Origin of the sequence: Streptomyces avidinii, from assembly GCF_045161815.1 — a bacterium.
GTDB classification, from domain to species: domain Bacteria; phylum Actinomycetota; class Actinomycetes; order Streptomycetales; family Streptomycetaceae; genus Streptomyces; species Streptomyces avidinii.
On the sequence record NZ_CP108863.1, the window covers coordinates 469945 to 482545 of the forward strand.

A 12601-nucleotide genomic window follows, 5' to 3' on the forward strand; every position below is an offset into this window, starting at 1 on the left:
CACCCTGCACACCGGTCTGTGACGACCCGGCCCCGCTCTGGCCGGCCGCACCCCCCACCCTCCGGCGCACAGGCACCCCCGCCTGCGCGTCGTCCGGTACCGAAGCAGTGGATCGGAGAACCATGTCCGGTGGATTCCTCGTGAGCGGCGCGATCGGCGCGCTGCTCACCGCCACCCTCCCGACGCACACCACCCCCTCCACCATCGTGGACCCGCCGCCCGACCGCATCGTGATCGAAGTCGCCACGGTCAACGGATCCGGGTGCCCCAAGGACACCGCGGAGGTCGCCGTGTCCCAGGACAACACCGCGTTCACCGTGACCTACAGCCAGTACCTCGCACAGGTCGGCGGCGGCGCCCCGCCCACCGCGGCGCGCAAGAACTGCCAGCTCAGCCTGATCGTGCACGTGCCCCACGGCTTCACCTACGCGATCGCGAGCGCGGACTACCGCGGCTACGCCTCGCTCGCGCCGGGCGCGAAGGCCACCGAGAAGGCCTCGTACTACTTCCAGGGCTCGCCGGACACCGCCGCGCGCACCCACAACTTCAGCGGGCCGCAGGAGGACAACTGGCAGGCCACCGACGTGACCGACTGGGCGCAACTGGTCTGGGCGCCGTGCGGGGTGCAGCGGAACTTCAACATCAACACCGAGCTGCGCGTCACCAGAGGCACCTCGTCCCCCTCGTCCACCAGCTACATGACGATGGACTCCACCGACGGCAGCATCAACACCATCTATCACCTGGCCTGGAAGGAGTGCCCCGGCAAGTGATCCGCCCCGGCCGCCTCCCCCTGCGCGTGCGCGCGCAGCGGGGGGCGGTACCCGCGCTCCCGGACCAGGCGGGCGGTGAGCTCGGTGAAGGCACGGGCCGCGGCGCTCTCGTACGCGCTCTCCCGGCGCAGCAGCGTGACCGTTCGGGACGGGAGGGCCGGGTCCAGCGGTACGGGGCGCAGGTACGGGTGGTCGTGGGTGACGGCGTCGGGCAGTACGGTGGCCAGCGTGGTGCGCCGGACGATCTCGGTGAGGGCGTGCACGGAGTTGGCCTCGACCGCGATGTGCGGCCGGACGCCGTGGGCGGCGAGGTAGCCGTCGACGTGCTCCCGGGTGGCGAAGTCCCCGCTGAGCAGCGCGAGTCGGCGCGTCGCGAGGTCGCGCACCGGCAGCGGGCCCGGGTCCGCGTCCGCGGCGGCGACCAGGCCGAGGGTCTCGGTGAACAACGGCGTCGCCGCGATCCCGGGCAGGTGCGGCCCCTCGAAGGCCAGGCCGAGGTCGTGGTCGTCGGCGAGCAGGCCGGTCTCGATCCGGTCCTGCGGCATTTCCCGGACTTCCAGGGTGATACCGGGATGCGCGGTCTGCAGCCCGGCGACCAGCGGGCCGACGAGGTACGCGGTGAAGGTGGGGGTCAGCGCGAGGCGCAGATGGCCGCGGGAGAGATCGGCCAGGTCCATGACGGCGCGCTCGGCGGCGGCCAGGTCCCGTAGGGCTCCCCGCGCGTAGTGGACGTACGTCGCACCGGCGTCGGTGAGCCGCACGGCGCGGCCGGTGCGGTCCAACAGCTGGATGCCGACGGCGCGTTCGAGCTGCTTGACCTGCTGCGACAGGGTGGGCTGGGAGATCCGCAGCTCTTCGGCGGCGCGGGTGAAGCTGCCGTGTTCGGCGACGGCGATCAGATAGCGCAGATGACGCAGTTCCAGAGCCATGGACACGACTATAGATGACATCGATGGCGGATATGGATATTGCGTCTTGGACACAATAGATGCAGGTCATGCATGGTGGAACACGTCAAGCCCCGCACGGGGCGCATCCCAGGAGGGAGTGACCATGCAGACCTTGCAGACCATGCCCGGACCGCACGATCTCGCGGACGGCGTCGGACGTTTCCAGCGTGAGGTGTTTCCGGCCAAGGCGGAGCTCTTCGCCCGCCTGGCCGAGGTGCACCGGCCGTCGACCCTGTTCATCGGGTGTTCGGATGCCCGCGTGGTGCCGGAACTGATCACCCAGAGCGAGCCGGGCGAGCTGTTCGTCGTCCGCACCGCGGGAAATCTCGTCCCCGCCCACGCACCGGGCGCGGACGGGGTGGTGGCCAGTATCGAATACGCCGTCGCCGTCCTCGGTGTCACCGGCATCGTCGTGTGCGGGCACTACGCCTGCGGGGCGATGACCGCCCTGGCCGAGGGCGCCGACCTGAGCGGCGCCGCCTCCGTCGCGGGCTGGCTGCGCCATGCGGACGCCTCGGTGGCCCGTACGGCGGGCGGCGCCGGCCCCGATCGAGTGTCCGCCCTGGTGCGCGAGAACGTACGCGCCCAGCTCGCGAACCTGGCCACCCATCCCTCGGTCGCCCGCGCACGGGCCGCGGGGACCCTCACCCTGCACGGCTGGGTCTATGACATCCGCTCCGGCGGTGTCACGGAGGTCGGCCCCACCGCGGCCGCCTGACCCCACCCCTTCACCGTCCCGCTCCCCATCCCTTTCTCCCCCTCCCTCTCCCCGAAGGACACCTTCATGCTGCACGCCCAGTTCGACCCCACCGCCCGCCGGACCCTGGCCGTCACCGCCGTCGACGCGAAGACCCGCAAGGACCTCTCCTGGCAGCAGCTCGCCGACGCGGCCGGCCTCTCCGTCGCCTTCGTCACCGCCGCCCTGCTGGGTCAGCACGCCCTGCCCGAGGCCGCCGCGAAGGCGGTCGCCGAACTGCTGGACCTGGACGAGGAAGCGGTGAGGCTCCTGCAGACGGTCCCGACCCGCGGGTCCGTCCCCGGCGGCATCCCGACCGACCCGACGATCTACCGCTTCCACGAAATGCTTCAGGTCTACGGGACCACCCTGAAGGCACTGATCCACGAGCAGTTCGGGGACGGCATCATCAGCGCGATCAACTTCAAGCTGGACGTCAGGAAGGTCGCCGACCCCGAGGGCGGTGAGCGCGCCGTCATCACCCTGGACGGCAAGTACCTCCCGACGCGCCCCTTCTGACCTGCCCCGGGCTCACTCGCCCGCGCCGGTCGCACCCGTCGGGCATCCCGCCCCACGCTGCTCGCCGAGCTGCCAGAACAGCCGGTTGTCCAGGCATTCGGCCAGATAGGGGACGCCCGCGGTGTAACCCGATCCGTGCGCGTCGCCGAGCATGCGCGCGGCAAGGCTCCGATGGGTCGACTTCCAGCGCTGGTGGCGCTCCTCCAGCCCGCCGAGCGCGGACCGGAAGTAGTTCCACTCGGCATCGGTGAACCGGGCCGAGCGCCGGAGGTCGAGGTAGGCCCGGACCACCGTGTCATGGCCGTCGCCCTCGGCCTCGGCCCGTACGGAGGGGACGCCGGTGAAGGCTTCCGACCGCAGCCGCGGGGCGGTCGGCAGGCCGCACAGGATCTCGAAGCGCTTGTACTGTTCCGACTGGATCGCGCTGGCGCCCTGGGTGAACTGCCGGAAGGCGGAGAAGTGCCCGGGGCGCATGGTGGCGACCATCCGGAACAGCGCCGAGGCGCGGTCGAAGAGACCGGCCGCGCGATCCACATGGCCGGCCGCCGCCTCCAGGCGGCCGTCGCGCAGCGCCCCGATCGCCGCCCGCACGTCCGCCGCGATCGCGGTGAAGATCATTTCGTGGGCCTGGAGCGCCCGGATGAAGAAGTACTCGTCGTGCAGCACGTACACGGGCTGAACCGTCACGTCGAACCAGTGGGCCGCCTCCGTGCCGGTGGGCCGGGGAAGCCGGTCGGCGACCTCCGCCCAGCGGGACCACGGCACATGGCCCGCCGGGGAGACCAGGTCGTCGGCGCCCGGTACGCCGAGATCGTGCGCGACGAATCGCAGGGCGTGGCGCAGCCGCTTGCGCAGGGTCACCGGGTCCGGCGGGTCCCTGTCCACGGATTCATCGGATTCCCGGGTCTCGAAGCGTATGACGTCGGCTATGAGCAGCATGGCCATCCGGTTCGCATCCGGCGCGCCCTCCGAGTCGTCCGGTGCGTCCAGGAGCAGCTCCAGCAGCGGCAGGGAGAGGTAGGTCCGGTTCCAGTAGCGCCCCTCGTGCTTGTCGAGCATGCAGTCGAGGAACGCCTGGAGAAGGGGCCGGCGGTCCACGGCATGGCGGTTCTGGATGTCGCCGAGCCGGTGGAGGAGGGGCTGCGGAAGGAAGTGCTTTCCGGTGCGCCACACCTCTTCCGTGACGGTGCGGGCCAGGTGGAGGCCGTCCAGCGCTCCGTGCACGTGCCCGGAGGCCGCCCAGCGGTCCACTTCTCCGAATTCCGCGTTCATCGCCACTCGCCTCCTGGGCCTGACGGGCCTCGCCCCGTCGGGGTGAAGCAGGAGATTCAAGTGGGCATGATCGAACCACTGCGCGTCATGGCTCGAACATTCGTGTCTTGACAGGACGGGGCGGGACGGGGCGGGACACGCACAGAGCCCCCTGGCCCGGTCGGGCAGGGGGCTCTGCGGCGTACGGCGGTCGGTGCCCACTTCGGCGGCCGATCGGGCCGCCGCGCGCCGGTGGAGGAGAAGGATCCGTGAAACTGCGGATCCGGGTGGAACAAGCCGGGGCCCCGTGGGCACTCGCGCAGGCGTCGGAGGCCCCGGCTCGCACAAGGGGACTGCGTCAGCTGCCGGCCGAGGCGTTGCCCGACAGGACCGGGATGTTGGAGAGGATGTGCGAAAGCGGCTCGTCGCCCTTGGCCTGGGTGGAGTTCTCGGTGCACTGCTGGTTCTGCGGGTTGGACAGGACGTTGATGTCCTGGACACCGACGTTGACCAGGGCGAGGATCGACTGGGCGTTGACCTTCGCCGGCAGGCCGATGCAGGGCTTGTTCAGGGTGCCCTGGACCAGGCCGAGCTGCGGGCTCAGGTCACCGGTGGTCTTCTGGTTGCCGTAGGACTGCACGGCACCGTTGCCGTTGACGGTGTTGATCCCGTTGTCGTTGCCGATGGCCATGGCCGGGGCGGCCATGGCGGCGCCCGCGCCGACGATCGACGCGGTGGCGGCGGCGGTGGCCATGAACTTCTTGATCATCAGTGGTCCTTCTGTCGCACGAGTGCACGGTGATAAGCACCTTGATCAACGGCCGGGGCGATCACAGGTTGCGCTGCTTCACCCGAACAGCCCCTACCTCGTCTCACGGCCCCGCACAGCCACACTCAGCTCGACGACGTAGTGCTCCTCCACCCATCCGTCCGGGAACCGCCTTATGAGCAGGGCGCGTTCGTCCTCCAGGAAGGCGTCCGTGCCGGGCTCGCCGATGAGGAAGAGGGAGTGCGTGGACAGCTTGGCCAGATGCGTGTCGACCGGAACGCGACGCGACCACGGCAGGCGGCGGTCGGTGAAGCGCAGCCCCTCCTGTGAGAGGGCACGCTCGTTGATGTACCAGCCCGGGCCGAACCGTTCCTCGATCCGGTTCTGCTGATCCGCGATCCAACCGACCTCCACGTCCGGGTCGTTCTGCCAGACCGCCAGCGCCCCGCCGGGGCGCAGCACGCGCAGGGCCTCGGGGACGGCGTGGGCCGGGTCGGTCCAGTGCCAGGACTGCGCGTACGTCAACAGGTCCAGGCAGCCGGAGGCCAGCGGCAGCCTGTTGCCGTCCGCACGGACCAGCAGGGTGTGCGGATTGCGGCGCCGGAACTCCTGCGCCATGCCCTCCCCCGGCTCCACCCCGACCACCCGGGCACCCCGCGCCTCCAGAAGGGCGGTGGCGATGCCCGTTCCCGCGCCGACGTCGGCGACCCGTGCCCCGGCCAGCGCAAAGCCGGCCATCTCCGCCAGCGTGTCGAAGAGCGCGGGCGGGTACGCGGGGCGGTGGGCGGCGTAGCGTGCGGCCGCGGAACTGAAGGAACGAGCACGGGATTCGTTCGTCATGGCGTCCATGATGCCGGTGTCCCGGGGCGGCGCGGAGAGGCAGTCGCACATGGTGGCCGCGCGGTATGTCACGTCCCTGGTGGGGGCGTTGGAACGGAACACCGGTCGGCCCGCGCTCGGCGCCGGTGCGGTCGTCCTGGAGTTCCAGGAGGTACTGGACGGGGCCCTCCGGCTGGCCGGCGTGCTCTCCGGGGCGGGGATCGGGCGCGGCTCGGGACTGGCCTGTGTCACGGGCTCGAACCGGCCGGAGGTGCTGCCGGTACGGATCGCCGCGCACCTGCTGGGCGCTCGGCTGACCCAGGTGCTCGCCGGACCGGCCCTGTACGGCCTGGAGTTCATCCTGTGGGACTGCCGGCCGGACCTGGTCGTGCACGATGTGCCGGTGCCCGACACCGGCGCGCCGCGGCTCGGCCTGGACCTGCTGCTCCGCCGGGCCGCCGATCACGCGCCCGGGGAGGTCTGCGTACGGGCCCGGGAGGACGACGTCGCACGGGTGACGTACTCGGGCGGGACCACGGGGCGGCCCAAGGGAGTGGCCTCCACCTTCGGCGCGATGGCCGCGCGCAACTCCGTACGGCCGGCGGCGTGGGCGGAGTCGGCGTACCTGTCCGTCACATCGCTGGCTCAGCGGTCCGGCGGGCGGTGTCTGGAGCAGTGGCGGGCCGGGGGCCGGGTGGAGATCCTCGACCCCTTCGCGCCCGGGGAGTTCGCGGCGGCCTGCCGGCGCCTGGCGCCGGTGGCCACGTACCTGACGACCTCGATGGTGTACCGGCTGCTGGACGACCCGGTGACCGCCCATGGGGTACCCGGGCTGGAGGCGGTCTCCTACGGCGATTCGCCCGTCCACCCCGAACGGCTGCGGGAGGCCGTGACCCGCTGGGGCGGCCGCTGGCGGCAGGGCTACGCCACGAACGAGGCGGCGGTCATCTGCCGCCTCACCCCCGACGACCACGATGCGGCGGTGTCCGGGCGCCCGGAGCTGCTGGCGTCGGTGGGACGGCCCGTCGCGGGGGTGGAGGTCGAGGTGCGCGACGGGAGGGGCACGGTGGTGGCGACCGGCCGCTCGGGCGAGGTGTGGATGCGGTCGGCGGCGATGATGACCGGGTACTGGGGCCGGCCCCGGCTGACGGCGGGGGTGCTGCGGGACGGCTGGCTGCGGACCGGGGACGTGGGGCACTTCGGTGCGGGCGGCTACCTGTACCTGGACGACCGGTTCCACGACGTGGTGATGGTCCACGGGGACAACGTGTACTGCGTGCCCGTGGAGGCCGCGCTCGCCCGGCATCCCGCGGTCGCACAGGCCGTGGTGGTGGGCCGGCACAGCGACCGCACCGGCGAGGAGGTGTGCGCTTTCCTGGTGCCTGCGGCAGGCTGCGCGCCGGGCGCCGGGCAGGCTGCCGAGGCCTGTGACCTGGTGGAGAAGGACCTTTCCGCGGCCCACCGGCCCACCGCCGTGTTCTGGGAAAGGGCCATCCCGCTGACCGCCCGGGGCAAGCCGGACAAACGCCGGCTGCGGGAACGGGCGGAGCGCGCCGCGCACGGGCGGCCTGATCGGCAGGACACCGCTTAGACGTCAGGTGCGGGCGGCGGCGCAGGTCCAGAACTCCCGCATCACCTCGGGCGAGGCCGGGCCGGTCAGTTCCCGCTGGGTGAGCAGCACGGTGACCGTCCCGGTGGCGGGGACGATGTGGGCGGCGGTGCCGGTGCCGCCGATCCAGCCGTACCGGCCCGGGATGTTCCAGGGGTCGAGGCGGGCCACGTCGACCGAACCGCCGAAGCCCCAGCCCTGCCCCTCCAGGAACAGGGCGCCCGCCGCGCGCTGCGGCGCGGTGAGGTGGTCGGTGGTCATCTGCCGTACCGAGTCGGCCGAGAGCAGCCGCCCACCCGCGTACGAGCCTCCCGCGAGCAGCATCCGGCAGAAGGCGTGCAGGTCGTCGACGGTGGAGACCAGCCCACCCGCGCCGGAGGGAAAGGCGGGGAGGGTGCTCCACTGGCCGTCGGGCGCGTCGACGAGCTCCAGGGACGCGCCGTCGGGGGCGGCCCGGTAGTAGCTCGTGAAGCGGTGGAGCTGCCCCGGCGGAACGGCGAACGCGGTGTCCCGCATGCCGAGCGGCTCGAGGACGCGCTCGGCGAGCACGTCCTGGAAGGGCTGTCCGGTCGCTCGGGCGATCAGCACCCCGAGGATGTCGGAGCAGGTGTTGTAGAGCCACGCCTCGCCGGGCTGGTACAGGAGCGGGATCCGTCCGAGGGCCGCCATCCACGCGTCCGGCGCCGCCACCTCCCGGGGCCGCGGCGGCCCCTGCTTCAGCTCTGCGAACAGCGGGGCCACGGCGGGCAGCGAGAAGTCGGCGGGGAAGCCGTACCCCGCGCGGAAGGTGAGGAGGTCGGCGACGGTGATCGGGCGGTCGGCGGGTACCACGTCGTCGAGCGGTGCGGACGGCGTACGGACGACCGTCGGCTCGGCGAGCTCCGGAAGCCAGCGGGCCACGGGGACGTCGAGCGCGAGCAGGCCGTCCTCGACGAGCATCATCGTGGCAGCGGCGGTCACCGGCTTGGTGACGGAGGCGACCCGGAAGAGGGAGTCGCGGGCCATGGGCGCGGTGCCGGCCACGTCAAGGGAGCCGGCGGCGGCGACCTCCACCTCTTCGCCGTGGGCCACCAGGGCCACAGCGCCGGCCAGTGGTCCGGCACCTACCTGGGTCTCCAGCAGGCTGTGCAGGTCGCTCATGGTCCACCTTCTCCTTCGCGCGGATGCTCGTAGGGAAGACTGCCGCCGGCCTCGGAACTCATCGGTCCGACACGACCGGGGCGGAGCGGGGCCGGGGTGGGGTGGGCCGGTAGGCCGGGCCGTGCGGCCGGGCGCGCTACGCCGCCGGTACCACCGACGCGCGTATCGCCGAGGCCCACTCGCCCAGCAGAACGGCGTGGCGGATCCGCTCCGCGTCGGAGAGGCGCCCTTCGGCGCGCGCGAAGAGACAGCGGATGTCGGCGTTGATCTCGGCGAGGGAACGTTCGGGGACCGGGTGGTCGTGAGGGGTCGGGTTCACGTGATCAAGAGTAGGGGGCGGGTACGACAACGGTGGACCATGTCCGTCATGCGGACGGCCGGATCGGGGCAGTCGCAAGTCATTGCGCGAGGCGGGCGGCCCGGAACCGGAGGTAGCGGCGCTCCGGGAGGCTGAGGGTGAGACCGGCGGCCTTCGCGTAGGCGGCGCGCGCGGCGGGCCGGTCACCGGCCATCTCCAGCAGGTGGGCCCGTACGGCCTCCAGGCGGTGGTGGCCGGCGAGGCGCTCGTCCTCGTCGAGGAGCGCGAGCAGGGCCAGCGCCCGCCGCGGGCCGTGCACCATCGCCACCGCCACGGCGTGCCCCAGGCGCTCCACGGGGCCGGGGACCAGGCGGATCAACAGCTCGTACAGGGCGAGGATCTCCGCCCAGTCGGTGTCCTCGTCGCTCGCCGCCTCGTCGTGCACGGCCGCGATCGCGGCGCGCAGCTGGTACGGGCCGAGCGGGGTGTGCGTGAGGGCGTCGCTGACCAGGGCGACCCCCTCGGTGATGGCAGTACGGTCCCAGCGCGTGCGGTCCTGCTCGGCGAGGGGGATCAGGCTGCCGTCGGGCGCCGTGCGGGCCGCGCGGCGGGCGTCGGTGAGCAGCATCAGGGCCAGCAGGCCGGCCACCTCGCCGTCGGCGGGGAGCAGTGCGTGGACGGCGCGGGTGAGCCGGATCGCCTCGGTGGCGAGGTCGGTGCGCTGCAGATCCCCGCCCGAGGTGGCGGTGTAGCCCTCGTTGAAGATCAGGTACAGCACGTGGAGCACGTCGGCGAGCCGCTCGGCGTGGTCCCGGGCCTGCTCCGGATCGGATCCCGCAGACCCGTCGGACCCGTCGGACTTGTCGGGCCTGTCGGGCCTGTCGGGCCTGTCGGGCCTGTCGGGCCTGTCGGGCCTGTCGGGCCTGTCGGGCCTGTCGGGCCTGTCGGGCGTGATGCCGAAGGGCGCGTCCGAGGCCTTGATGCGCCGTTTCGCCCGGCTGATCCGCTGCGCCATCGTGGCCTCGGGCACCAGGAGGGCGCGGGCGATCTCGGCAGTGGTGAGACCTCCGACGGCGCGCAGGGTCAGGGCGATCCGGCCGGCGGGGGCCAGGTCGGCCCGGCAGCAGAGGAAGAGCAGGGCGAGCGTGTCGTCCTCGGCGGGGGCGCGGCTCTCCCCCGGCGGCGGAGCCACGAACTCGTCGCGCGGGGTCAGCGCGGCGGCGGTCTCCTCGCGGCGCCTGCGTGCCTCCTCGCTGCGCAACTGGTCCGTGAGCCGTCGCGAGGCCACGCGGATCAGCCAGCCGCGCGGGTTGGCCGGGCGGCCGTCCACGGGCCACTGCCGGGCGGCGGCCAGCAGCGCCTCCTGCACTGCGTCCTCGGCGGCGTCGAAGTGCCCGTAGCGGCGGACGAGCGCGCCGAGGACCTGCGGCGCCAGGCGGCGCAGCAGGTCCTCGCCCGCGGGCGAGGGTTCGGGTGCGGGTTCGGGGGTGGTCAGCACATCTCGGTCCCGCCCGAGCGGCTGTCGACGGGGTGCACGACGACCGGGTAGTTGGGCGCGCCCGCCGGGACGGGGCAGGCGTAGGCACGGGCGGCGATCTCGGCGGCGCGATCGAAGTCCGCGACGTCGACGATCCAGTACCCGGCGAGCACCTCCTTGGCCTCCCCGTACGGCCCGTCGGAGATCACGGGGCTGCCGTCGGCGGCCGCGGTGACCAGGCGGGCGTGGCGGGGGTCGGCCAGGCCCTGTCCGTCGACCCACTCGCCCGACTCGGCGAGGTCGTCGTTGAGGGCGCCCATGTAGTCGAACATCGCCTTGAGGTCCGCCTCGGACCATGCGGGGCTGTCGCTGTTCGCCGCGCCGCCCATGGCGTCGTAGTCGGCCTGCTTCCCGAGAACCATCAGCATGTACTTCATGGGGTGCCACTCCTTCTGTTCTGCGCCACGGCTCCGGGATCGGGATTTCGATCGGGAGCCTCTCGCATGGGACGTCGGAGCCGTCCTTCCCATTTCGACACGTCGGCCGCCACCGCGCGACGCCTTCACCCGGGGCTCTCCCGTACCTGCCCGGTACGCTCATCGAATGAAGATCATCGACCTTGAGCCCGGCGACGCGCGGCTCACTGCCGACCTGCTCCCCGTGCTGCTCGAACTCCGTCCCCACCTCACCGAGGAACTCTTCCTCCGGATCCTCACGGAGGCACACGGCCAGGGGCTGCGCTTCACCGCGGCGTACGACGCGGACGGCGTGTGCGTGGGAGCCGCAGGCTGGCGGATCGTCGTCAACACCGCCAGTGTCCGATCCCTCTACGTCGACGACCTGGTCACCGCGGCCGCCGCCCGTTCCACCGGGGTGGGGCACGCGCTGCTCGCGCACCTCGAGCGGCAGGCCCTGGTCTCGGGCTGCACCGCCCTCACCCTGGAATCCGGCACCCAGCGCACCGACGCGCACCGCTTCTACTTCCGCGAGCGGATGGCCGTGACCGCCTTCGCCTTCGAGAAGCCGCTCCCCTGAGAGAGGGGCGCGGGCCGGCCACTGCACCGGAATAGACCTGGCCGCGCGGAGGCGATCCTGCGGGTCTGACCCGGTCCGGGCGGGACCGGGCGGATCCGGGCGGGCGCCGTGACCGAACCGTCGTCGCGTCGAGGCGTGATCGACCTCGTCGGGGGGTGGGTCAGCTTGCTAGCTTCCTGCCGAAGCCGACCCCGGAGGACCGATCTCATGCCCGCATCCCGAGGCCCCGGCAGGGCCCTGAGCGCGGCTGCCGTGGCCGCCGTCCTGCTGTCGGGCACCACCGGGTGCGGGGACGAGCCGACCAAGGAACCGGGCGTGGCCTCGGTTTCCCCGTCCGTCGCGGGATCCGTGCCGGCGTCCGCCGATGCGTCGGCCTCGTTCTCGGCCTCGGCTTCGGCCTCCGCCCCGGTGCCCGCTTCCGCCTCGCCGTCCGCCGCAGTCACCCCGCCGGGCCCGACCCGGGCCGTGACGCCGCCCCCGGCCCCGACGCGGCTCACGGTCGCGGTCGACACCCGGGGCGGGCGGCTGGCCCTCGTACGGGGCGGCGCCCCGCAGGAGTTCACCGTCACCCTGCGCAACGGCAACACCGCCGAGTACCGGCACCTGCTGGTCGCCCTCCAGATGGAGATCCTGGTCGGCGAGCCCGGCGCCCCGCAGGGGAGCGGGCCGGGTTTCCGGCTGGAGCGCTTCGACCCGGCCTCGGGCAGCTGGCGTCCGGCCGACCTCCGTATCGCCAATGACGTCAAACCGCCGTCCCAGTTCACCGGCGGCAGCCCGCTCGCCCGCGAGGCCGTCCGCGTCGAGCGCTACCGGCTGCGCGCGACGGCCGGCGGACCCACGGGCAGCAGCCCGGTCGTGGTGTCCCTCATCGACACGGACGCCGACCACGAGGCGACGGCCCATGTGGTCCTCGGCCACAGCACGGCCTAAGTGGTGGTCCAGGTGAACTTGCCGCCGCCGACCCACCGGACCACCTCCAGGTCGTCGAGGTCGTGAATCACGATGCCCGCCTCCGCGGCGATCAGCAGCACGTCCGTCATGGACATCGCTCTGCCGATGAACTCGCCGTCGACCTCCACGATGCGGAAGGGCGGGTCTGCGGGTTGCACCCCCAGGACGGTGATCCGCGCCGGGGACATGTGAGGTGCCGAGCCTTCGGTCATGCGGAGACGGTCGCATGCCGCGGCCGGTGTCGGGCTCGGCGACACGTTCCTGAGGTCCGATC

The 12601-nt window shown here is 72.7% G+C and carries 15 protein-coding genes; 6 read left to right on the top strand and 9 right to left on the bottom strand.

The annotated features are described in order from the left end of the window. Positions 1-122: 122 nt before the first annotated feature. Positions 123-773, top strand: coding sequence for a DUF4360 domain-containing protein (locus tag OG373_RS02230; RefSeq protein WP_397730149.1), 651 nt, complete (start codon positions 123-125; stop codon positions 771-773). On the opposite strand, the gene cynR is transcribed toward OG373_RS02230, so the two are convergent. Continuing rightward, on the bottom strand, positions 740-1702 hold the full coding sequence (gene cynR / locus OG373_RS02235; protein WP_405435405.1) for a transcriptional regulator CynR: 963 nt from the start codon (positions 1700-1702) through the stop codon (positions 740-742). The two genes, OG373_RS02230 and cynR, sit on opposite strands and share 34 nt — an antisense overlap. Positions 1703-1826: 124 nt before the next feature. Between cynR and OG373_RS02240 the strand changes: the two genes are divergently transcribed. Further along, positions 1827-2441: a carbonic anhydrase gene (locus tag OG373_RS02240; protein ID WP_405435406.1), complete on the top strand. Its 615-nt coding sequence runs from the start codon at positions 1827-1829 to the stop codon at positions 2439-2441. A 66-nt stretch (positions 2442-2507) separates the two neighbouring features. After that, entirely contained in the window at positions 2508-2978 is a 471-nt protein-coding gene (cynS, locus tag OG373_RS02245; protein ID WP_405435407.1) for a cyanase, read from the top strand. Positions 2979-2990: 12 nt separating this feature from the next. On the opposite strand, the gene OG373_RS02250 is transcribed toward cynS, so the two are convergent. From OG373_RS02250 to OG373_RS02260, 3 genes are all read right to left on the bottom strand, one after another. Further along, positions 2991-4250 (bottom strand): tryptophan 2,3-dioxygenase family protein, encoded by a 1260-nt coding sequence (locus OG373_RS02250; RefSeq protein ID WP_405435408.1) that lies wholly within the window; start codon positions 4248-4250, stop codon positions 2991-2993. Between the two features lie 337 nt (positions 4251-4587). Continuing rightward, the gene (locus OG373_RS02255; protein ID WP_405435409.1) at positions 4588-4998 is read right to left on the bottom strand and encodes a rodlin; all 411 of its coding nucleotides are present in this window, start codon (positions 4996-4998) and stop codon (positions 4588-4590) included. Between the two features lie 93 nt (positions 4999-5091). Further along, on the bottom strand, positions 5092-5838 hold the full coding sequence (locus OG373_RS02260; RefSeq protein WP_405435410.1) for a class I SAM-dependent methyltransferase: 747 nt from the start codon (positions 5836-5838) through the stop codon (positions 5092-5094). Between OG373_RS02260 and OG373_RS02265 the strand changes: the two genes are divergently transcribed. Next, on the top strand, positions 5837-7408 hold the full coding sequence (locus OG373_RS02265; RefSeq protein WP_405435411.1) for an AMP-binding protein: 1572 nt from the start codon (positions 5837-5839) through the stop codon (positions 7406-7408). The two genes, OG373_RS02260 and OG373_RS02265, sit on opposite strands and share 2 nt — an antisense overlap. Before the next feature lie 3 nt (positions 7409-7411). Here OG373_RS02265 and OG373_RS02270 read toward each other — a convergent pair whose 3' ends face one another. The 4 genes from OG373_RS02270 to OG373_RS02285 form a co-directional block, all read right to left on the bottom strand. Further along, positions 7412-8566, bottom strand: a complete 1155-nt coding sequence (locus OG373_RS02270) for a serine hydrolase domain-containing protein (RefSeq protein WP_405435412.1) — start codon at positions 8564-8566, stop codon at positions 7412-7414. 136 nt (positions 8567-8702) lie between these two features. Next, positions 8703-8885: a hypothetical protein gene (locus OG373_RS02275; RefSeq protein ID WP_397730140.1), complete on the bottom strand. Its 183-nt coding sequence runs from the start codon at positions 8883-8885 to the stop codon at positions 8703-8705. Positions 8886-8964: 79 nt separating this feature from the next. Beyond that, positions 8965-10362 carry an RNA polymerase sigma factor gene (locus tag OG373_RS02280; RefSeq protein ID WP_405435413.1) on the bottom strand — a complete coding sequence of 466 codons (1398 nt, stop codon included), beginning with the start codon at positions 10360-10362 and terminating at the stop codon, positions 8965-8967. Beyond that, positions 10356-10778, bottom strand: a complete 423-nt coding sequence (locus OG373_RS02285) for a YciI family protein (RefSeq protein ID WP_397730138.1) — start codon at positions 10776-10778, stop codon at positions 10356-10358. The genes OG373_RS02280 and OG373_RS02285 overlap by 7 nt, the downstream gene beginning before the upstream one ends. Before the next feature lie 166 nt (positions 10779-10944). Here OG373_RS02285 and OG373_RS02290 point away from each other — a divergent pair, with 166 nt between their 5' ends. Then, on the top strand, positions 10945-11376 hold the full coding sequence (locus OG373_RS02290) for a GNAT family N-acetyltransferase (RefSeq protein ID WP_397730137.1): 432 nt from the start codon (positions 10945-10947) through the stop codon (positions 11374-11376). A gap of 207 nt (positions 11377-11583) precedes the next feature. After that, positions 11584-12306: a hypothetical protein gene (locus tag OG373_RS02295; protein WP_405435414.1), complete on the top strand. Its 723-nt coding sequence runs from the start codon at positions 11584-11586 to the stop codon at positions 12304-12306. On the opposite strand, the gene OG373_RS02300 is transcribed toward OG373_RS02295, so the two are convergent. Beyond that, positions 12303-12539: a hypothetical protein gene (locus OG373_RS02300; protein ID WP_397730135.1), complete on the bottom strand. Its 237-nt coding sequence runs from the start codon at positions 12537-12539 to the stop codon at positions 12303-12305. The genes OG373_RS02295 and OG373_RS02300 overlap by 4 nt on opposite strands. Positions 12540-12601: the final 62 nt, after the last annotated feature.